The organism is Marinococcus salis, from assembly GCF_054971365.1.
This window is the reverse complement of the sequence record NZ_JBQOJB010000004.1, coordinates 108,559-130,002: the sequence shown is the minus strand read 5'-3', so window position 1 is coordinate 130,002 and position 21,444 is coordinate 108,559. Positions and strand designations below refer to the sequence as shown.

The 21,444-nt window shown below is 50.4% G+C and carries 22 protein-coding genes; 20 read left to right on the top strand and 2 right to left on the bottom strand.

Annotated elements, in window-relative coordinates:
• Position 1: 1 nt before the first annotated feature.
• From rlmN to rpe, 5 genes are read left to right on the top strand one after another with little or no spacing between them, the layout of a single operon-like run.
• The gene (gene rlmN, locus ACTTK6_RS05520; RefSeq protein ID WP_079476125.1) at positions 2–1,099 is read left to right on the top strand and encodes a dual-specificity RNA methyltransferase RlmN; all 1,098 of its coding nucleotides are present in this window, start codon (positions 2–4) and stop codon (positions 1,097–1,099) included.
• A complete protein-coding gene (locus ACTTK6_RS05515) occupies positions 1,096–1,845 on the top strand; it encodes a Stp1/IreP family PP2C-type Ser/Thr phosphatase (protein WP_462832905.1) in 750 nt (249 codons plus the stop codon). Before rlmN ends, ACTTK6_RS05515 begins: the two co-directional genes overlap by 4 nt.
• The gene (gene pknB, locus ACTTK6_RS05510) at positions 1,833–3,050 is read left to right on the top strand and encodes a Stk1 family PASTA domain-containing Ser/Thr kinase (protein WP_462832904.1); all 1,218 of its coding nucleotides are present in this window, start codon (positions 1,833–1,835) and stop codon (positions 3,048–3,050) included. Before ACTTK6_RS05515 ends, pknB begins: the two co-directional genes overlap by 13 nt.
• Positions 3,029–3,910, top strand: a complete 882-nt coding sequence (gene rsgA / locus ACTTK6_RS05505; protein ID WP_079476127.1) for a ribosome small subunit-dependent GTPase A — start codon at positions 3,029–3,031, stop codon at positions 3,908–3,910. Before pknB ends, rsgA begins: the two co-directional genes overlap by 22 nt.
• 2 nt (positions 3,911–3,912) lie before the next feature.
• Positions 3,913–4,557, top strand: coding sequence for a ribulose-phosphate 3-epimerase (rpe, locus tag ACTTK6_RS05500; protein ID WP_079476128.1), 645 nt, complete (start codon positions 3,913–3,915; stop codon positions 4,555–4,557).
• Between the two features lie 61 nt (positions 4,558–4,618).
• On the opposite strand, the gene rpmB is transcribed toward rpe, so the two are convergent.
• Positions 4,619–4,807, bottom strand: a complete 189-nt coding sequence (gene rpmB, locus ACTTK6_RS05495; RefSeq protein ID WP_079476129.1) for a 50S ribosomal protein L28 — start codon at positions 4,805–4,807, stop codon at positions 4,619–4,621.
• Positions 4,808–5,018: 211 nt separating this feature from the next.
• Here rpmB and ACTTK6_RS05490 point away from each other — a divergent pair, with 211 nt between their 5' ends.
• The 9 genes from ACTTK6_RS05490 (at position 5,019) to rnc (ending at position 13,728) form a co-directional block, all read left to right on the top strand.
• Complete coding sequence (locus ACTTK6_RS05490; protein ID WP_022792732.1) at positions 5,019–5,387, top strand: Asp23/Gls24 family envelope stress response protein; 369 nt, start codon at positions 5,019–5,021, stop codon at positions 5,385–5,387.
• A gap of 27 nt (positions 5,388–5,414) precedes the next feature.
• Entirely contained in the window at positions 5,415–7,058 is a 1,644-nt protein-coding gene (locus ACTTK6_RS05485; RefSeq protein WP_462832903.1) for a DAK2 domain-containing protein, read from the top strand.
• 131 nt (positions 7,059–7,189) lie between these two features.
• A complete protein-coding gene (recG, locus tag ACTTK6_RS05480; RefSeq protein ID WP_462832902.1) occupies positions 7,190–9,235 on the top strand; it encodes an ATP-dependent DNA helicase RecG in 2,046 nt (681 codons plus the stop codon).
• 68 nt (positions 9,236–9,303) lie between these two features.
• Positions 9,304–9,876, top strand: coding sequence for a transcription factor FapR (fapR, locus tag ACTTK6_RS05475; protein WP_079476132.1), 573 nt, complete (start codon positions 9,304–9,306; stop codon positions 9,874–9,876).
• A 12-nt stretch (positions 9,877–9,888) separates the two neighbouring features.
• Positions 9,889–10,869 (top strand): phosphate acyltransferase PlsX, encoded by a 981-nt coding sequence (plsX, locus tag ACTTK6_RS05470; protein WP_462832901.1) that lies wholly within the window; start codon positions 9,889–9,891, stop codon positions 10,867–10,869.
• Between the two features lie 11 nt (positions 10,870–10,880).
• On the top strand, positions 10,881–11,828 hold the full coding sequence (gene fabD, locus ACTTK6_RS05465; RefSeq protein ID WP_079476134.1) for an ACP S-malonyltransferase: 948 nt from the start codon (positions 10,881–10,883) through the stop codon (positions 11,826–11,828).
• Positions 11,825–12,571, top strand: a complete 747-nt coding sequence (fabG, locus tag ACTTK6_RS05460; RefSeq protein ID WP_079476135.1) for a 3-oxoacyl-[acyl-carrier-protein] reductase — start codon at positions 11,825–11,827, stop codon at positions 12,569–12,571. Before fabD ends, fabG begins: the two co-directional genes overlap by 4 nt.
• An 88-nt stretch (positions 12,572–12,659) precedes the next feature.
• Positions 12,660–12,890, top strand: coding sequence for an acyl carrier protein (gene acpP / locus ACTTK6_RS05455; RefSeq protein ID WP_027847178.1), 231 nt, complete (start codon positions 12,660–12,662; stop codon positions 12,888–12,890).
• Positions 12,891–12,972: 82 nt separating this feature from the next.
• Positions 12,973–13,728, top strand: a complete 756-nt coding sequence (gene rnc / locus ACTTK6_RS05450; RefSeq protein WP_371862224.1) for a ribonuclease III — start codon at positions 12,973–12,975, stop codon at positions 13,726–13,728.
• 51 nt (positions 13,729–13,779) lie between these two features.
• Here the strand turns inward: rnc and ACTTK6_RS05445 are convergent, their stop codons facing one another.
• Positions 13,780–14,004, bottom strand: coding sequence for a DUF1128 domain-containing protein (locus ACTTK6_RS05445; RefSeq protein ID WP_079476136.1), 225 nt, complete (start codon positions 14,002–14,004; stop codon positions 13,780–13,782).
• 237 nt (positions 14,005–14,241) lie between these two features.
• Between ACTTK6_RS05445 and smc the strand changes: the two genes are divergently transcribed.
• From smc to ACTTK6_RS05415, 6 genes are all read left to right on the top strand, one after another.
• Positions 14,242–17,805 (top strand): chromosome segregation protein SMC, encoded by a 3,564-nt coding sequence (smc, locus tag ACTTK6_RS05440; RefSeq protein ID WP_462832900.1) that lies wholly within the window; start codon positions 14,242–14,244, stop codon positions 17,803–17,805.
• A 12-nt stretch (positions 17,806–17,817) separates the two neighbouring features.
• Positions 17,818–18,891, top strand: a complete 1,074-nt coding sequence (ftsY, locus tag ACTTK6_RS05435) for a signal recognition particle-docking protein FtsY (RefSeq protein WP_462832899.1) — start codon at positions 17,818–17,820, stop codon at positions 18,889–18,891.
• Positions 18,892–18,981: 90 nt separating this feature from the next.
• Positions 18,982–19,326, top strand: a complete 345-nt coding sequence (locus tag ACTTK6_RS05430) for a putative DNA-binding protein (protein WP_462832898.1) — start codon at positions 18,982–18,984, stop codon at positions 19,324–19,326.
• Complete coding sequence (gene ffh / locus ACTTK6_RS05425; RefSeq protein WP_079476140.1) at positions 19,326–20,669, top strand: signal recognition particle protein; 1,344 nt, start codon at positions 19,326–19,328, stop codon at positions 20,667–20,669. Before ACTTK6_RS05430 ends, ffh begins: the two co-directional genes overlap by 1 nt.
• A 90-nt stretch (positions 20,670–20,759) precedes the next feature.
• Positions 20,760–21,032, top strand: a complete 273-nt coding sequence (gene rpsP / locus ACTTK6_RS05420) for a 30S ribosomal protein S16 (protein WP_079476141.1) — start codon at positions 20,760–20,762, stop codon at positions 21,030–21,032.
• A 148-nt stretch (positions 21,033–21,180) separates the two neighbouring features.
• Entirely contained in the window at positions 21,181–21,420 is a 240-nt protein-coding gene (locus ACTTK6_RS05415) for a KH domain-containing protein (protein ID WP_079476142.1), read from the top strand.
• The last annotated feature ends 24 nt before the right edge of the window (positions 21,421–21,444 follow it).

Sequence of the window (21,444 nt, the reverse complement as noted above, 5' to 3'; positions counted from 1 at the left end):
CATGCAGATTTTAAAAAAGGAGGCGCCTGCCCCTCAAACGGACAGCCCCTCCATGTACAGCTTGAAATACGAGGAACTTGAACAATGGTTAAAGGAAAATGGGGAGCCGGCATTCCGGGCGAAGCAGCTGTTTGAATGGATGTATCAAAAACGCGTCACGTCCTTTGAGGAAATGACCAACATCCCGAAAACACTTCGTGAAAAGCTCGAGAGCACGTTCACCCTGACGACACTAAAAGAGGTGGTCCATCAGCAGTCCCAGGACGGCACAATTAAAATACTCTTCGAACTACAGGATGGCTATACGATCGAAACCGTACTGATGAAGCATGATTACGGCTACAGCGTCTGTGTCACTACGCAGGTAGGCTGCCGGCTTGGCTGTACCTTCTGCGCTTCTACGCTTGGCGGCTTGAAAAGAAACCTCGAAGGCGGCGAAATTACCGCCCAGGTGCTTGAATCCCAGCGTCTGCTTGATGAAAGAGATGAACGCGTAAGCTCTATCGTTGTCATGGGCATTGGCGAGCCGTTCGATAACTACGACGGCTTGATGAATTTTCTGCGTGTAGTTAATCACGACGACGGCTTAAACATCGGCGCACGCCACATTACCGTATCCACAAGCGGGGTTGTGCCACGCATTTATGATTTTGCCAACGAAAACATGCAGATTAATTTTGCAGTGTCTCTTCATGCAGCAAACACAGAAACCCGCAGCCGGCTGATGCCGATCAACCGTGCATGGGACGTCTCTGAGCTGATGGATTCGATCCGCTACTATCAAAAGAAAACAAACCGCAGAATCACATTTGAGTACGGGCTGTTCGGGCAGGTGAACGACCAGAAAGAGGATGCAGACGAGCTCGCGGACCTGATCGGGGATCTGAAATGCCATGTCAATCTGATACCTGTAAATGATGTGCCGGAAAGAAACTACGTACGTACAACAAGAAACGACATTTTTGCGTTCGAAAAGGCATTAAAAGACCGCGGGGTAAACGTAACCATCCGGCGTGAGCAGGGGCATGACATCGATGCAGCCTGCGGACAGCTGCGTGCTAACCAGCGGAAAGAAGAAACGGAGGCAAATTCCCAGTGAATCATATGTTTTTAACAGACCGGGGGAAAATCCGTCCTCATAACGAGGATACCGGAGGCATCGTCACGAATGCTTCCGGCACTGTTTTAGCTATCGTGGCTGATGGAATGGGCGGACATTCGGCCGGAGATGTGGCAAGCGCTATGGCTTATCAGACATTAAAAGACGCATGGGAAGAAAATCCGTCTGTTGATTCAATTGAAGAGGCCTCTGAATGGTTGACTGAGAACATGATGAAAGCAAATGAAGCCATCATTCGTCACGCTCATCATTATCCGGAGCATACGGGGATGGGGACCACTCTTGTAGCGGCAATCTGCCATCCGGCATTTACCGTGACCGGAAACATCGGCGACAGCCGCAGCTACATCTGGACGAATAGTACAGTTCAACAACAGAGCGAAGACCACTCCCTTGTGCAGGAGCTGTACAATAAAGGCCAGATTTCAGCCCTGGAAGCGGAATCGCACCCGCAGAAAAATATATTGACAAAAGCACTCGGCACGGACCGCAGCCTTTCTCCAGACATTTACACGTATGAATGGAGTGAGGGGGACGGCGTGCTTCTTTGCACCGACGGGCTGACCAATAAGCTCGGAGCCGAAGACATGGCCGGTATGCTTGCTTCTCACGAACAGCTTCGTGAAGGTGTGGAAGCGATGGTGCAGGCAGCCAATGACCGCGGAGGCGAAGACAATATAACGATTGCGGTAGTAATTCGGGAGGAAGAGGTATGGACCAACTGATTGGGAGCCGTATCAGTGACCGTTACCATATTAAGCGCCTCCTTGGGAGCGGGGGCATGGCATACGTATACCTCGGGGAGGACATGATCCTTGAACGGCTGGTAGCAATTAAAATTCTTCAACCGCAGTTTAACGGCGATGAGGAATTTTTGCAGCGATTCCGCCGGGAGTCACGGGCAGCCACTATTCTGGGACACAAAAACACGGTCAATATCTATGATGTTGGTGAGGAGCGGGAACTGCATTATATTGTTATGGAATACGTGGAGGGCCAGACGCTGAAAGAAATGATCCGCCTCCACGGCCCGCTGCCGCTTGAACAGGCGGTACATATAACCAAGCAGCTGCTGGAAGCGCTGATGCAGGCACACACCCACGGCATCATCCACAGGGATATTAAGCCTCATAACCTCCTTTCCAATGAACGGGGGGAAATAAAAGTGGCTGATTTCGGCATCGCCCGCGCTGCCTCTGCTTCCACGATTACACAGACAAATACGATGATGGGCTCCGTTCACTATATTTCGCCGGAGCAGGCAAGAGGCGGCGTAGTAAGTGTACGCTCGGATATTTATGCAGCTGGCATTGTTCTTTTTGAAATGGTGACTGGGGTGATCCCTTACGACGCAGAATCCGCCGTAAGCATCGCTTTAAAGCATATTCAGGAGCCGCTGCCGGACCCTGTCCAGCTTCGTCAGGGCCTGCCGCAAAGCCTGTCGAACGTTATCCTGAAAGCAGCGGCTAAAAGCCCTGATGACCGTTATATGAGCGCCGAAGAAATGTATAAAGATATCCGTTCCGCGCTGTCGGATGAAAGAAAAAACGAGCGTCCTTATTTTATCCAGGAGGAACATGCAAGCAAGGCGGAGGGGGGGTGGTCTGACCCCCGGCTGCCTGAAGAGGACACGATGGTAGCAGCGCCAGCAGTGCAGGAGGATGAACAGCAGTATTCCGGCCCGGAAGCAGTGGATGAAGAGCCGGAAAAAACCAAAAAATGGCCATATGTACTAGCCTGCATCCTTGTATTTTCAGGAGCAGCATTTTTCTACTGGCTGCTTCCGGAAATGTTTGTCGTTAACGGCTCAACAAAGGTATTCCCGCATGTATTCCCTTTAACGCAGACAGCTGTATGGGACGGGCTTAATACAGGAGAGGGCCAAGTATTACAGGAAGGGGCGAAGGTATGGCGACAGGTCGAATCGTAAAAGCAGTCAGCGGTTTTTATTATGTAGACAGCGAAGAAGGATATTTTCAGTGCCGGGGCCGCGGGCTGTTTCGTAAACAGAAAATCAAACCGCTTGTAGGTGACGTAGTGCGGTTTGAAGCAGAGAATCATACGGATGGATACGTGCTTGAAATTAAAGAGCGGGAGAATGAACTGGTGCGCCCGCCTATTGCAAATATTGACCAGGCTCTGCTCATCTTTTCTGCCGTCGAGCCTGATTTTTCCACCTGGCTGCTCGACCGTTTTCTCGTACATGTAGAAAATGAAGAAATTCAGCCAGTCATATTGGTAAGTAAATGGGACAAAGCAGACGAGTCAAAAAAAGAAACGCTGCGCGGCGTGCAGGCCGACTATGAACGTATCGGCTATCCTTTCCATTTTTACTCCACGAAAACCGGGGAGGGGCTCGAAGAAGCAGCTGCTTACTTTCCGCAAAAGTATTCTCTTTTATCCGGGCAGTCGGGAGTTGGGAAATCATCGCTTCTAAACGCGGTTGCACCGGACCTTGATCTTGAGACAGCGAACATTTCCGGAGCACTCGGCCGCGGAAAGCATACGACGCGGCATGTCGAGTTTCTGCGTGTAAACAATGGATGGGTAGCAGACACGCCCGGGTTCAGCTCACTTGATTTTGGTTCAATCACCGCCGAAGATCTTGATATCTGTTTTCCTGAAATGCGGGAAAGAATGCCGGACTGCAAATTCCGGGGATGCTCGCACCGGCAGGAGCCAGGCTGTGCCATACGTCTTGATGTGGAAGAGGGACGTATCCCGCCCCACCGTTATGAGCATTATAAGCAATTCCATGAAGAAATTTTATCCACACCAAGGAGGTATTAATGATGATAAAAGTAGCGCCTTCTATACTATCGGCTGATTTTGCGGAATTGGGCCGGGAGGTGAAGGAAATCGACGAAGCCGGGGCGGACTACATACATATCGATGTCATGGACGGGCATTTCGTTCCGAATATCACGTTTGGGCTGCCTGTGATTGAGGCCATCCGGCCCTACAGCGATAAGCCGTTTGATGTGCATTTAATGATTGAAAAGCCTGAGAGCTATATCGAGGATTTTGCTCGGGCAGGAGCTGATATTATTTCGGTACATGTAGAAGCTTGTCCGCATGTTCACCGGACGATCCAGCAGATTAAAGAAGCCGGCTGCCGCGCAGGTGTCGTGTTAAACCCAGCGACCCCGGTGGAGATGATTACCCACATTCTGCCCGATGTGGATCTTGTGCTTTTAATGACTGTAAATCCAGGCTTTGGCGGCCAGGCGTTTATCCCTAACGTACTCGATAAAATCAGGGCAGTAAAAAAAGCGGCGGATATCGTCAATCCAGAACTTGAGATTGAGGTAGACGGGGGAGTCAGTCGGGAAACAGCCAAAGACTGTCTTGAAGCCGGGGCGAACGTGCTTGTATCAGGGTCAGCCTTGTTCAAACAGACAGATAAAGCAAAGGCGATCGAAGAACTGAAGCAGTAAATAATATTATTATGTAAACTAGTCCTTCATAAAAAAAGCGGCGCCCTGGCCGCTTTTTGCTTTATACGCGTGTCACTTTGCCGGATTTTAGAGCTCTCGCGGAAACGTATACGCGTTTTGGCTTACCGTTTACAAGAATGCGGACTTTTTGCACGTTGGCTCCCCAACGGCGTTTCGTTGCATTGTTAGCGTGAGAACGTTTATTTCCGGATTTAGGGCCTTTCCCTGTTACATAACATCTGCGGGACATATATGGCACCTCCTTATTAATATCAAACAAAATTACCCATACTCAAATATATTAGCATAGAGCCTGGACAGACGCAATGTTGATTCGCTAAAAATACAATTATGCTTTTCATTTAAGAAAAACGTGGTTATAGTGATAATGGCAGAGTTACTTTGAAAAGAAGCTGGATCGTCCGGGCACAGCCGGCGTCTGGAAAGGAAGGAAACGAGACATGAGCTTCGAAATATATTCATCTAACGGAACAATCGATATTACACTCGAAGTGCTTGCCACTGCCGTGGGAGCGGCAGCCATGGACTGCTATGGCATTGTAGGCATGGCGTCAAAGAAACATTTTAAGGACAATTTATCGGAACTTTTGCGAAGAGAAAATTATTCCCGTGGAGTGGTCGTCCGGGAAGAGGACGGGCTCATCCATATTGATATGTATATAATCGTAAGCTATGGTACGAAAATTTCTGAAGTGGCGCACAACGTGCAGCGGAAGGTAAAGTACCAGCTGCAGAAAATGCTCGGCCTGGATGTGGCCGCTGTGAATGTATATGTGCAGGGAGTCCAGATTGAATCAGCACTACCATAGGATGCGACGGATGAAGGAGAGAGAAAAATGGATCAATTAGTACGCGGTCCTGAACTGGCAAAGATGCTGAAGCGGGGAGCTTCCACACTGCAAAAGCACAGCAAAGAGGTGGATGCATTGAATGTGTTTCCAGTTCCGGACGGGGATACAGGCACCAACATGAGTTTGACGATTCGCTCCGGGGTCGAACAGCTTAACGACAGCGGGCATGCCGGAGAAACAGCCAAGTTCTTTTCGAAGGGGTTGCTGATGGGCGCGCGCGGGAACTCGGGAGTTATTTTGTCACAGCTGTTCCGCGGTTTTGCCAAATCCATCGAAAAAAAGGCTGAACTGCGCACAGAGGATATGGCAGAAGCTTTTGAACAGGGAGTGGACGCCGCTTACCGGGCAGTGATGAAGCCAGTGGAAGGTACGATTCTGACAGTGGCGAGGGAAGCCTCCCTTACGATGAAAAATAAACATAATGCGAATGCGCTGGCGCCTGAAGATTGGATGTGCCAGTTTTTGAAAGCAGCAAAAGAAGCGCTTGCTTACACCCCGGAGCAGCTGCCGGTATTAAAGGAAGTCGGGGTAGTCGACTCCGGCGGCCGGGGCCTTGTTCATATATACGAGGGAATGCTGCACGCGCTCACCGGCGAAGAGGAGGAAGAAGGAGAAGCCGTGCCTTCGCTTGATCAGCTGGTAAAGCTTGAGCATCATAAAGACCCGGCTGAAGCTATCACATATGGCTATTGTACTGAAGTGATGGTTCGTTTTGCAGGCAGTGAAGCATCTGCCTCTTTTCAGGAAGAATCCTTCCGGGAAGAGCTGTCAGAATACGGCGATTCTCTGTTAGCCGTCTGCGATGATGATCTGCTGAAAATCCATATTCATGCGGAAGAGCCGGGGAAAATTCTGGAAAAAGCCCAGCGATTTGGAGAACTGATTCATATAAAAATTGAAAATATGCGTGAGCAGAACCGTGCCCTGCAGCAGGAGGCACCGGCAGAAGAGCCGGAGGCTTCCGCCTCGCTTGCCGCGTACGGCTTTGTAACCGTTACGACCGGCGACGGCGTAGCTTCCCTGTTTGAAAGCCTCGGAGTGCAGGAGGTCGTCCGCGGCGGGCAGTCCATGAACCCTAGTACGGAGGATCTTCTTGAGGCGATCAGCCGGGTGCATGCGGAGCACGTGTTTTTGCTGCCGAACAACGGCAATATTGTTATGGCAGCGGAGCAGGCAGCAGACATCAGCGACAAGCAGGTGACTGTCATCCCGACCAGGACCGTGCCGCAGGGCCTCGCAGGAATGCTTGCATTTGACGAAACGAAAGAGGCGTCGGCAAATGAAGAAGCAATGAAAGAAGCGACCCGCTATGTTAAATCGGGCCAGATTACCCATGCGGTAAGGGAAACGAGCATTGATGGGAAAAAGATCCAGGAAGGCGACTTTATGGGTATCTTCGAAAAAGATATTGTCACTGTCCATCAGGAGATGAAGCAGGCCTTTCAGGAGCTGCTTGCGCAGATGGTGGATAGTGAAAGCGAGATTATTACACTGATCAGCGGAGAAGATGTCAGCGAAGAGCTTGCGGAGGAAATCACCGCAGAGCTCGAAGAAGCGTACCCGGACGTAGAAGTAGAAACGCATACGGGTGGACAGCCGCTGTATCAATATATCGTTTCTGTGGAATAAGCTGCCTCCGGCGGCTTATTTTTTGTTTAACGCATGGGAGTACCTCTTTCGTGCGTAAAAGGAAACGTATATAATGAAAGGTGAACAACCGTTCGTGTATTAAAGCAAAAGCAGGAAGGAAGGGACGGTTTATGAATTCCATACTTCAATCACCTGTCTCTGACTTAAGAGGTGTAGGAGAAGAAAAACAACGGGAGCTCGAACAGCTTGGTATCACCACCATAAATGACCTGCTTCACCATTTCCCCTATCGATACGAAAACCACGAAGTGGTTCCTATAGAAGAATTGAAGCATCAGGAAAAAGTGACAATTACCGGCGAAGTGCAGTCGGAGCCATCAGTGCGCTTTTTCGGCAAAAAAAAGTCCCGGATGACGGTGCGGATTTTAATTGACCATTTACTGGTGACCGCTGTGTTTTTTAACCGGGCGTTTTTAAAAAAGCAGATAGAAGTCGGTAAACAGGTGACGATCACCGGCAAATGGGATAAACATCGTCTTACGATATCGGTTCAGGACTTTCGGGCCGGCGCCCCTGATCCGGCAAAGCAGCTTGAGCCAATATACAGTGTGGCGGGCAGCCTGACGGTCAAACAGATGCAGCGGATTCAGGCAGAGGCGGTAAAGCACGTCTATCAGATAGTGCCTGAAAACCTGCCCGGGGAAATACGGGAAAGGTACCGTCTTCCAGGAAAGCCTGAGACCTTTCAGGCGCTGCACCAGCCAAGGAGCCGGGAGGAGCTGAAGCACGCAAGAAGACGATATGTCTATGAAGAACTGCTGTTTTTTCAGCTGAAAATGCAGATGTTTAAACGGATGGAACGGCAGTCGGCCTCAGCTCAGCCGTTTGTGTATGATGCAGAGGCCACGGCAGCTTTTGAAAAACAGCTTCCGTTTCCGCTGACGAATGCGCAAAAAAGAGTAGTGCGGGAAATCCTGGAGGATATTGAAGCCCCTATAAGGATGAACCGCCTCCTGCAGGGGGACGTTGGCTCCGGGAAAACGGTAGTGGCCTCTATTGCCATGCAGGCGGTGTTTACAGGCAAGGCACAATCAGCGCTGATGGTGCCTACAGAGATTCTCGCCGAGCAGCACTATGAATCGCTTGAGGAGCTATTTGCAGGCACAGAGGTGACCGTCGGCCTGCTGACCGGCTCCATGCGGCAGAAGGAAAAACGTAACGTGTATGACCGCATCACTGATGGCACCATTGATATTATTATCGGAACCCACGCCCTCATTCAGGAGCCCGTACAGTTTAATAACCTGAAGCTTGTCATTACCGATGAGCAGCACCGGTTCGGGGTAGGCCAGCGCCGGATCCTTAAAGAAAAGGGAGAGGACCCGGACGTATTGTTTATGACCGCAACTCCGATACCCCGGACGCTTGCTATCAGCGTATACGGAGATATGGACGTATCCGTGATTGATGAGATGCCTCCCGGGCGAAAACCGATTGAAACGTATTGGGCCAAGCCGCAGATGCTAGAGCGGGTGCTTCGTTTCGTGCAGAAAGAAATCGACCAGGGAAGGCAGGCGTATGTGATCTGTCCGCTTATTGAAGAGTCGGAAGCGCTCGACGTGCAAAATGCGATTGATGTGCACGCCCAGCTAATGCAGTTTTTTCCGGGTTACCGGGTCGGCCTCATGCACGGCCGGCTCCCGGCGGAGGAAAAGGAAGACGTGATGCAGCGATTTGCTGCCCATGAGCTGGACATTCTCGTTTCAACGACGGTGGTTGAGGTTGGCGTAAACGTCCAGAATGCCACGATGATGGTAATTTATGATGCAGAGCGTTTCGGCCTTTCCCAGCTGCACCAGCTGCGGGGGCGTGTCGGTCGCGGGGAGCATCAGTCCTACTGTGTACTGTTGGCTGATCCAAAATCCGAAACCGGCCAGGAGAGAATGAGTATCATGCAGGAGACCGAAGACGGCTTTGTGCTGTCAGAGAAAGATCTGGAGCTTCGGGGCCCGGGAGACTTTTTCGGAAAAAAGCAGAGCGGCCTGCCCGAGTTTAAAATTGCCGATGTGGTCCACGATTTTAAAGCTCTCGAAACCGCCCGGGACGATGCGGCTAAGTTAATCCGCAGCGAAGTGTTCTGGAAGGATGAAAAGTATCTGGGTCTCCGGGAATATCTTGAGGAGGCGGGAGCTTTTCAAAAAGATAAACTGGATTAGTGGTTGAAATGAAAGAAATCGGTCTATATACTACTATTAGTACCTACTCATAGAAGTGGATGATTAAAATGGCCCGAAAAAATAAAAAGGCAAGACAGGAAGAGCTTCAGGCTGTTATTGCCTCGAACCCTTTTATTACTGATGAAGCACTTGCCCGGTCGTTTCAGGTAAGTGTACAGACGGTTCGTCTGGACCGCCTGGAGCTTTCGATCCCGGAGCACCGGGAGAGAATCAAGCACGTAGCCAAGGAAAGGCTTGATGAAGTAAAGGCGCTGCCGCTTGACGAAGTGATTGGCGAGGTTATTGACCTCCATCTGGACCGCGAAGCGATCAGCATGCTTGAGATTACGGAAGATCACGTTTTCTCAAGGAATGGCATTGCACGCGGCCATTATCTGTTTGCGCAGGCGAATTCGCTGGCTGTGGCTGTGATCAACGATGATCTGGCGCTTACGATGCGTTCTTCGCTGGAATTCAACCGGCAGGTACTTCTGGGAGAACGAATTATTTCAAAAGCGGTCGTTACAAAAAAGACCGAAAGAAAAACATATGTTACGGTGACAAGCCGCGTGCAGGGGGAAGAAGTGTTTCAGGGCGACTTCGTCATGTACCGCTCCCACGCTGCTCCGGTGAGTGAATAAGGAGACTAAAAAATGAGAATTGTAGTCGATGCAATGGGCGGCGATCATTCTCCTAAAGCCCAGGTGGCGGGAGCAATGGCTGCTGTACAAGCTTTTAAAGATATTGAAATCACACTGGTGGGCTCTGAGTCCCAGATTAAAAAGCATTTATCCAAGACGGAGCGGATTGATATTTTGCATACCGATGAAGTGATTGACGGAGATGAATCCCCGACAAAAGCAATCCGTCGCAAAAAACAGTCCTCCATGGTACTGGCTGTGCAGGAAGTGAAAGAGGGACGGGCAGCGGCTGGTATTTCGTGCGGCAACACCGGCGCCTTTATGACGGCCGGACTTTTGCACATTGGCAGAATACACGGCGTGGAACGGCCAGCTCTCGCTCCGACACTCCCTACGGTGGACGGCACGGGCTTTCTTCTGCTTGATGCCGGGGCTAATATGGATGCAAAGGCGAGTCACCTGTATCAGCATGCGATTTTAGGCAGTACATATATGCAGCTGGTGCGGGGAGTTGAAAAGCCGCGGGTCGGGCTTGTTAATATTGGAACAGAGAAAGGCAAAGGCAATAATTTAATGAAAGAGACGTATGAATTGCTCGAGCATGCCCCAATTAATTTTGTCGGGAATGTAGAATCGAGGGATTTGCTCGACGGCGTCTGTGACGTAGCGGTCTGCGACGGCTTTTCTGGAAACCTCGTGCTGAAATCTATTGAAGGGACCGCATCCACGCTGTTTTCTCTGCTGAAAAAAGAATTCATGGCAAGCCTGCGGACAAAGCTGGCTGCTGCTATGATGAAAACAGGACTGATGCACCTGCGGGAAAAAATGAATTATTCCCATCACGGCGGCGCTACACTCGTGGGGCTGCAGGCTCCGCTGATCAAGTGCCACGGTTCGTCTGATCACATCTCCGTGTACCACTCGATCCGCCAGGCCCGGCAGATGGCCCAGGAAAATGTGACACACCTTATGCAGCAGCATTTAGAAGAGTAGGAGGCTTCACAATGGGAAAAACCGCTTTTATATTTCCGGGACAGGGGTCCCAGTTTGTTGGAATGGGAAAAGAGCTGTATGATCACACTCCGGTTGCCCGCACGGTATTTCAGGAAGCAGATGAAGCGCTCGGGTACAGCCTGACCAATATTATGTTCAACGGACCGGAGGAGACATTAACCCAGACAGAATACACCCAGCCGGCGCTGCTTACAATGAGCGCCGCTCTCCATGCACTTGTGGAGGAGCAGGGACTACAGGCAGATTACACAGCCGGCCACAGCCTCGGGGAATACTCTGCGCTGGTGGCTAATGGGGCGCTTAAATTCGCAGACGCTGTTTCTGTCGTAGCAAAGCGTGGAAAATGGATGGCCGAAGCAGATGCTGACGGTAAGGGAACCATGGCCGCCGTCATGGGCATGGAGCGTGAAGATCTGCAGAAGCTTGTGGAGGAAGCGACAGAAGCCGCAGATAAAGTGCAGCTGGCCAACCTGAACGCGCCCGGACAGATAGTCATCTCCGGAAGCCGGGAAGGTGTGAGTTATGTGGAGGAACACGGCCCTGAGCGAGGGGCGAAAAAAGTAGTTCCGCTGCAGGTAAGCGGCCCGTTTCATTCTTCATTTATGAAGCCGGCGGAGGAAAAACTGGCAGAGGCGCTGCAAAATGTAGAAATTCGCGCACCGCGCCGGCCGCTTGTAGCAAACGTGGATGCGAAAGAAACGACGGATCCATCTGCGATCCGCCAGCAGTTGATTGCCCAGGTGACTTCTCCCGTCCACTGGGAGGATTCGATTCGCCGCCTGATTGACCTTGGTGCAACGGAGTTTGTGGAAATCGGCCCGGGCAATGTTCTGAGCGGGATGATCCGGCGGATTCAGCGCCGCGGCCTGGATGTACATGCAGTGCAGGACGAAGCATCGTTAGACAAATGGCTCGAAAAAAGGAGTGCATCGTCATGAATTTTGAAGGACAAAGCGTGCTTGTAACGGGTGCCTCGAGAGGTATTGGCAGGGCCATTGCCCTCGGCTTTGCGGCTCAGGGGGCGAACGTTGCCATCAACTATGCCGGCAGCCGGGAAAAAGCCGAGGATACCGCTTCGCAGTGCGGGAAGCACGGGGTGAAAACGCTCGTTATCCAGGCCGATGTGTCGAGCGAATCGGATGTAAAAGAAATGCTTAAACAAGTAACAGAGGAATTCGGCGGTATCGACGTACTTGTAAACAATGCCGGTATTACGAAAGACAACCTGTTAATGCGCATGAAAGAAGACGAGTGGGACGACGTAATCGACACGAATTTAAAGAGTGTATTTTTGACGTCCCGGGCCGCGGCTAGGCCGATGATGAAAAAACGGGGCGGAACAATCATCAATATGGCCTCTGTCGTTGGTACAACCGGCAACCCCGGCCAGGCAAACTACACGGCATCAAAAGCTGGAGTCGTGGGACTTACGAAAACGCTCGCCCGTGAACTTGCTTCAAGAAATATCCGCGTGAACGCTGTCGCCCCCGGATTCATCTCGACGGAAATGACAGAGGAGCTTGAAGAAGGAACTAAAGAGCAAATGATGCAGCAGATCCCGTTGCAAAAGCTTGGGGATGCGGAAGACGTAGCCAATACTGTATTGTTTCTGGCTTCAGACAGCGCCAAATATATGACTGGCCAGACGCTTCATGTTGACGGCGGCATGGTAATGCCATAAAATGTCGGTGACACAGCGGTTTCATTCACGGCAGGAAGTGGAATGAACGGGGTGAAGCCGAAACGATTCTTTGAAGGAGGTGAATGGAATGGCAGATACGTTGGAACGTGTAAAAAAAATCGTAGCAGACCACCTCGGGGTGGATGAAGCGAACGTAAATAAAGACGCGACCTTTAAGGAAGACCTCGGCGCGGACTCTCTCGATGTAGTCGAATTAGTCATGGAGCTGGAAGATGAATTTGATCTGGAAATTTCTGATGAAGAAGCAGAAAAAATTCAAACAGTCGGTGATGTAATTAATTACATAGAGAAGCAGTAATAGAAAGCAAGCCCACGTCCTGTGAAAGCGGGCTGGGCTTTTCTATGTAATACCCCGAAATTAGTTTAAGGGAGGACCTTTTGTGCCAAAACCTACATCGTCCAAAAACCAGTCCAGGGAGAAAGCAGTATTTACCACCAGACAGCATGAACTCATGCAGTCCATTCTCCGGGAGCTTCAGGTTTCATTTGCAGACGAACAGCTGCTGAGGCAGGCTTTCACCCATTCTTCCTATGTGAATGAACATCGAATGAAACACGTAAAAGATAATGAACGTTTGGAATTTCTCGGCGATGCTGTATTGGAGCTGGCGGTTTCCAACCATTTGTTCCGCGAATTTCCTTCCATGACGGAAGGCGATATGACAAAACTACGCGCTGCAATGGTATGTGAAGCATCGCTAGCTAGCTTGGCCGAGGAATTGCAATTTGGGAACGTGGTCCTGATGGGCAAAGGCGAAGAAATGACCGGAGGCCGTACCCGTCCGGCGCTGCTCGCAGACGTGTTTGAGTCGTTTGTTGGTGCAATGTATCTTGATCAGGGGCTTTCAAACGTCGAACAGTTTCTGGAACGCTTCGTGTTTCCGAAGCTTGATGAAGGAGCTTTTTCCGTTACGGCTGATTACAAAAGTCAGCTGCAGGAATTTGTTCAAAAAGAAAACCTTGGTGTTATTTCCTATGAAATTACCGATGAGCAGGGGCCGGCCCATAACAGGGAATTTTCTTCTGCTGTTTCGGTAAACGAAACCCGCGTCGGCACCGGCCGCGGAAGATCAAAAAAAGAAGCGGAACAGCGGGCAGCGCAGGCCACGCTTGAACAGCTGCAGCGCCGTGAATAGAAGAATTAAAAAAACAACCGCCAGCAATTGGCGGTTGTTTAAATGTGCGGTTCAGCCCTTGCGCAGGTGGCCGAGCTCAGAAACGATGGCCTGCATTTCGCTGACGCTTATATTATCTTTGGCATCTACCATGTCGTAGATTTCTTTAATCTCATGGTATTGATCGACATCAAAATGTTCCGGCTGCATTACGGAGACATTGACGATCTGTAGTTTTTTCTGCAGGTCGGTAATCATATAATCCAGGTTATCACGGCTTGCTTGTTCTAAACTCATAGCGATTTTTTTCTCCTCCACTCCGTCCAGTTTAAACCCTTGCGGTTCATTTCTTTATAAGAACCCTCGCGGTGTTTTCATGACAACGTTATTATTATTGTAGTGGTTTTTCCTTCGTTTGACAAAGGGGGATTTAGATCGAGTTCTGCCGGTGTGCGTGGTGTGATAAAATATAAATAGTGAAGCACAGTGGCTAAAGCTTTTGGAGCATACTATAAAATAAGAGGGGGCATACCTTTGTTCCTGAAACGAATAGAAATCAAAGGATTTAAATCGTTTGCCGACCGTTTACATATTGACTTTAATCCCGGCATAACGACCGTAGTGGGACCAAACGGCAGCGGAAAAAGCAATATTTCCGACAGCATCCGCTGGGTGCTTGGGGAACAGTCGGCCCGTTCCCTACGGGGCGCCCGGATGGAAGACGTGATTTTTTCGGGAAGTGACACGCGCCGTGGGCTGAATATTGCGGAAGTAACGCTTGTGCTTGATAACGAGGGTGGAGGCCTCCCGTATGAATACAGTGAAATCAGCGTGACACGCCGGCTGTACCGTTCCGGTGAAAGTGAATATCTGCTGAACCGGACAAAATGCCGTCGTAAAGATATTATCGACCTGTTTTTGGATTCCGGCATGGGGAAAGAATCGTTTTCAATTATTGGCCAGGGCCGGGTCGAAGAAGTGTTAAACAGCCGCCCGGAAGAGCGGCGCGCAATGTTTGAGGAGGCCTCCGGCGTACTGAAATATAAGCAGCGCAAGCAGGAGGCCGAACGGAAATTTGAATCCACAGAGGCGAATCTGCACCGGGTAAAGGATATTCTGCATGAGTTGAACGAGCAGATGGAGCCGCTTCAAATCCAGGCCTCTGCTGCGAAAGATTATCTGGAAAAACGGGAGGAGCTTGAATCCCTGGAATCAGCTCTACTTGTACATGAAATTGAAGAACTGCACTCTGAGTGGAAAACAGCCCAGCAGGAAGAAAAAATGGAAAAAGAGAACAATGATCGCTGGAAACAGAAAAAAGAAGAGACTGAAGCGGCTGCCCGGAAAGCCCGGAGGCTCGAAGCCCTGCTCGCCCGGTTCCACCAGCAGGTGCAGAGCGGCTATGTGAAAGCGGCCAGAAACCTTGAAAAACGCGAAGGGGATCGTAATCTTTCCAACGAGCAGGGAAAGCATGCGGCTGAAAAGCTGGAGGCGGAGAAAAAAGCGCTTGAAGAAGACGAAACGAAGCTGAGCGGGGTTACAAACGCCTACCGGGAACAAAGAGACCGGTATGAAAAGGAGAACGAAGCGCTCAACAGCGCAATGAATTCTCTACAGGCTGTCCAAAAGCAGCTGCGCTCCTACCAGGAAATGAATGGGAAGGAGCTTGAAGAAGAAAAAAGTGAGTACATTGACCGGCTGAATGAGCAGGCCTCTATTGGCAACGAGACTCGTTATGTGACAGATCAGAAATCTTCCCTCGAACGACGCATGAACGCGCTGAAAGAGGATAACCAATCATTTCTTGAAGAACGCCGGAGCTCCGGGCAGATCGTGGAGAAACGGAAAAAAGAAGAAGAATCGCTCTTGCAGCAAACAGAAAATGCACGTGCGGATGCAGAAGCGGCGCGCAGCGAAGAAGAGCGCCTGGAAGAAAAATTGAAGGAACAGGAAGATAAGCTCTATAAAGCGTATCGGTACGTGGACGAAAAAAAATCAAAAATCCGGATGCTTGAAGAAATGCAGGAGGAATACTCCGGCTATTATCAAGGTGCTAAAGAAATTTTGAAAGCCCGGGAACAGAAGCTTGCGGGCATTATCGGTTCAGTGGCAGAGCTGATCGATGTGCCTGCGGCATACGTGGAGGCGATGGAAACGGCTCTCGGGGCATCGCTACAGCATATTGTAACCCGGACCGAAAAGGATGCCCGTGAAGCGATTGCGTTTCTGCGCAGGCACCAAAAGGGACGGGCGACCCTGCTTCCTTCTGAAACAGTGCGGCCGAGGCGGGCAGACCGGGCCAGCTATGACAAGGCCCGGTCGTTTTCCGGTTTTATCGGCACTGCCGGAGAGCTCGTGCAGGTGCGCCCGGGATACGAGCACATCCGCGACCAGCTGCTCGGACACATTTTTGTGGTGGACCAGCTGGAAACGGCGAACCGGCTGGCAGCAGCATGCAGCTATAAGCTTCGTATCGTTACCCTCGAGGGGGACGTCGTAAACCCCGGAGGCTCGATGAGCGGGGGGAAAACACAGAATCATAAGGGAACGCTTCTCGAAAAGCAGCGTGAACTTCGGGAGTTAAAAGACAATTTATCAGACATAGAAAAAAAGACTGCAGACTGGGAAAAAACAGTGGAGCAGACGAAACAGGCTGCAAAAAAGCAGAAAGAAACCGCCGGCGAAAAGCAGCAGAAAGCCCTCGAATACAGCAGCCAGCTCGAGGAAAAAAAAGAGATGCGCCGCAAAAGCGAGCAGGAGCATGACCGCCTTGATTCCCGTCTTGGTATGTTTGACCGGGAATACGAGTCGCTAGAAGAAGAGAAAAAACGTCTGGAAGAGCGGCTGCAGGTGCTTGAAGGAAGCCGGAAGAGAGTGGAAAAAACCCTTTCGGAGTTAAAATCCTCAATCGACAAGCTCGAGCAGGAATACTCAAAGCGGGATAAGGAAGAAGCGTCGCTGCGTGAGCAGGAAACAGATGAGAAAGTACGGACAGCGGCACTGCGGGAGAATGTATCCGCTCAACAAAAAGAAAAAGAACGGCTGCATAGAGAAAAAGAAGAGCTTGAACAGGCGGTGGCGGAACGAAAAGAGCGGGCTGTCTCCTGGGAAGAGCATTTGAATAATGACCGCAGCGGGCACGACTGGGATCAACTGGTGAAAGAAGCCAGCAATGCCAAGGCTGAGATTGAGCGCCTCCAGGAACGGATCAACGATCAAAAGGCGCGTACGGCCCGGGATGCAGAACAGATAGAAGCAACAGCCTCCGTCCAGAATGACCGTTATCAGGAGAGCCGGGAACGCCTGCACGAAACGACAGTGCGCATGAACCGCCTCGACGTGGCGCTGGAAAATAAAATCACCTATCTGCAGTCCGAATATGAACTGTCGTTTGAACGGGCGAAGCAAAAGCATACGCTGGCTGTAAGCGCGGAGCAGGCAAGAAATGAGGTACACCTGCTCCAGCTCGGCATTGAAGAGCTTGGCACTGTCAACCTCGGAGCGATTGATGAATGCGAGCGGGTCACAGAACGCCACCGCTTTTTAAACAGCCAGCAGGAGGACCTGATGGAGGCGCGGGAGTCGCTGCAGAATGTGATCGATGAAATGGACGCCGAGGTGACAGAGCGTTTTGCAGCTACGTACCACGCCATCCGTGCAGAATTTCAGCACGTCTTTGTGAAGCTGTTCGGCGGCGGAGAAGCAGACCTGGTGCTGACGGAGCCGGAGAACCTGCTTCATACGGGAGTGGATATTTCCGCCCGCCCGCCGGGTAAAAAGAAACAGCACTTATCCCTGCTTTCAGGCGGGGAGAAGGCCTTGACGGCTATAGCTCTGCTGTTTGCCATTATTAAAGTGAAGCCGGCTCCGTTCTGTGTGCTCGATGAAGTAGAAGCCGCACTTGATGAAGCGAATCTCGTACGGTTTGCGAAGTATCTGCGCTCGTTCAGTGAAACGACTCAGTTTATTGTCATCAGCCATCGCAAAGCAACAATGGAAGAAGCCGATGTTCTCTATGGAATTACGATGGAAGAATCCGGAGTGTCAAAAATGGTCTCTGTCCGTTTGGAAGAAGCGGATGAACTACTGGAAGTGTAAGGAGTGAAAAGCATGAGTCTTTTTCAGCGATTAAAAAAACGAATGGCCGGAGAAGCGGCGGAAGAAGAAGCGAAGCAGGGAGCAAAAGAATCAGGGGAAAATGAGCAGGGACAGCAGGAAGAACGACGCGCCTCGCTTTCCAGCCGGTTCCGTGAAGGACTGGCGAAAACGAGATCGTCATTTTCCGAAGCAATGAACGAATTGTTCGCCCAGTACCGCGAAGTAAATGAAGATTTCTTTGAAGAACTCGAAGAAATTTTGATCAGCTCAGACGTTGGAGTGGAAACGGTGATGGAAATCATCGACGAGCTGCGAAATGAATCGCTTTTAAAAAATATACGCACTACAGAAAAACTTACTCCGCTGATTACTGAAAAAATGGCGGAAAAACTGGACCGGACTGGCGAAGACTCTAAACTGAACATGAATCCGGACGGAATGACCGTCATGCTTTTTGTAGGTGTGAACGGCGTTGGGAAAACGACAACAATTGGGAAAATGGCCCACCAGATGAAAGCAGAAGGAAAGAAGGTCGTACTAGCCGCAGGAGACACGTTTCGTGCCGGAGCGATTGAACAGCTGGAAGGCTGGGGAGAGCGCGCCGGCGTAGACGTTATCAAGCAGCAGGCCGGAAGTGACCCGGCGGCTGTCATTTATGATGCGATCAAGTCGGCGAAATCAAGGCAGGCAGACGTGCTTCTCTGTGATACAGCGGGCCGTTTGCAGAATAAAGTCAATTTAATGAATGAACTTGCGAAAGTAAAGCGGGTAATTACGCGGGAAATTCCCGAGGCGCCTCACGAAGTGCTGCTCGTACTGGATGCTACAACAGGGCAGAACGCGATGAGTCAGGCCAAAACCTTCCGGGAAGCGACAGAGGTTTCGGGCATTATATTAACGAAGCTTGATGGTACTGCCAAAGGTGGTATCGTGATGGCGATCCGCAATGAATTAAACATTCCGGTAAAAATGGTCGGACTCGGAGAAAAACTCGACGACCTCCAGCCATTTGAAGCGGAAGATTTCGTTTATGGACTGTTTAAGGATATGATTGAACAGGCACCGGCGGATGCGGAAGACAGATAGTTTCCGTGCCAGGCAATTTCTTGACAAGAACTGCTGTGATTCGTAAGATGAACTGTAAAGTAATTGCACTTAACGCCAGAGGTGGTCTGCATGCTCGAAAAAACCGTTCGCATGAATTCGCTGTTTGATTTTTACCAGCCGCTGCTGACGAACAAGCAGCGGCTCTATTTGGAAAGATATTATTTAGACGACTTTTCGCTGGGCGAAATTTCGGAGGAATTTAACGTCAGCCGCCAGGCTGTTTACGACAATATCCGGCGCACGGAAGCAATGCTTGAAGAGTACGAAGAAAAGCTTGGCCTATATAAAAAATACCAGGAGCGTCTGGCATTATTCGAGCAGTTAAAAACGCTTGCTTCTGATGACAGCCGGAAAACACAGCTGCTTGAATTGATAGATACACTGGAAAAATTAGAAGAGGAAGGGGTTTCGTAATGGCATTTGAAGGATTAGGCGAACGTCTCCAGTCCACGTTTGACCATATGAAAAGCCGTGGGAAAGTCACGGATGAAGACGTTAAGGCAATGATGCGTGAAGTACGGCTTGCGCTGCTTGAAGCGGACGTCAACTACAAGGTGGTAAAACAGTTCGTTAACAGTGTGAAAGACCGTGCTACCGGCCAGGAAGTGATGAAGAGCTTAACGCCGGGCCAGCAGGTGGTCAAGGTCGTTAATGAAGAGCTGACGCAGCTGATGGGCGGCGAACAGGCTGAAATAGCAAAGGCGGCTAAAGGGCCGACGGTAGTAATGATGGTTGGTCTGCAGGGCGCCGGGAAAACGACGACTTCTGCAAAAATTGCAAATTATTTACGCAAAAACAAAAACCGCCAGCCCTTAATGGCTGCCGCCGACGTTTACCGGCCGGCTGCGATCGACCAGTTAGAAACACTCGGCCGGCAGTTAAACATGCCGGTTTTCTCTCTTGGAACCGAAGCGGATCCGGTTGATATCGCTAAACAGTCGCTTGCCAAAGCCAAAGAAGAGCACTACGACTATCTGTTTATTGATACGGCGGGGCGTCTGCACGTGGATGATTCGTTAATGGATGAGCTGCAGCGCATGAAAGAAGCAGTCAACCCCGATGAAATTATGCTTGTCGTAGATTCGATGACCGGCCAGGATGCAGTTAACGTTGCAGAAAGCTTTAATGAACAGCTCGGCATCACCGGCGTTACGTTGACGAAGCTTGACGGGGATACCCGCGGCGGGGCGGCGCTGTCGGTGAAGTCGGTGACGGATAAACCGATCAAATTTGCCGGTACTGGCGAGAAGATTGACGCCATTGAGCCATTTCACCCGGAACGCATGGCTTCAAGGATTCTCGGCATGGGAGACATGCTTTCCCTGATTGAAAAAGCACAAACCAATGTGGATGAAGACAAAGCCAAAGAGCTTGAAAAGAAAATGCGTTCGCAGGACCTGACGTTTGACGACTTCCTGGAACAGCTCGGCCAGGTGCGTAACATGGGATCGATGGAAGATATTATGAGCATGATCCCGGGGGCCGGCAAAATGAAAGGCCTTAAAAACGTACAGATGGATGACAACCAGATTACGCGGGTGGAAGCGATCGTGCGTTCAATGACCAAACAGGAACGCCAGCAGCCGTCCCTAATGAACGCAAGCCGCAAGCGCCGGATTGCTAAAGGAAGCGGCACAACCATCCAGGACGTGAACCGGCTGCTCAAGCAGTTTGAAGATATGAAAAAAATGATGAAACAGATGACTTCACAGCAAAAAGGCAAGAAAAAGGGCAATTTTTCTCTGCCGTTTATGTAAAAATTTTATATGGCAAGGAAAAACACTTTACAGCTCGTAAAGAAGCTATTATAATAAGCAAATGTGAGAAAAAAATGGAGGTGTTTGCATATGGCAACGCGCATTAGATTAAAGCGCATGGGCTCGAACAAGCGTCCTTTCTACCGTTTGGTAGTAGCGGACTCCCGGGCTCCACGTGATGGACGTTTTATCGAAGAAATCGGTACGTACAACCCGCTGACTAATCCTGCCGAGTTCCACGTGAACGAAGAGAAAGCTCTTAAGTGGATGCTCGACGGTGCTAAACCATCGGATACTGTTCGTAACCTGTTTTCGCAGGAAGGTCTTATGACCCGTCTTCACAACGAAAAGCACGCAAAGTAATGATGTAAAAGGATCGTCTGGATTCGCCATTTCCTTATGAAGTGAGCGGGGCAGGCGGTCTTTTTTTATGCTGGCAGCCAGCCGGCAGAAATGCGCCGGAAACCGCCCGTTTATGATAAAATAATACATATCAGGAAAGGATGAGTGGATGAAATCTTTTGCCTACATAATACTCGAGCGGATCGTGGATTATCCCGATGATATAAGTATGACAGCCTCAGAAGAGAACGGGCGGACGCTTATTGAAGTAAGGGTCCACCCGGAAGATGCAGGGAAAGTCATCGGCCGGCAGGGAAAAACAATTCAAGCAATAAGGACGCTGCTGCAGGCGAAGGCCTCAGCTGAAGGGAAAAAGGTCCGCCTTACCCTGTTAAACGACCAAAAATAAGCTGCCGCTTCGGGGCCTTAGAAG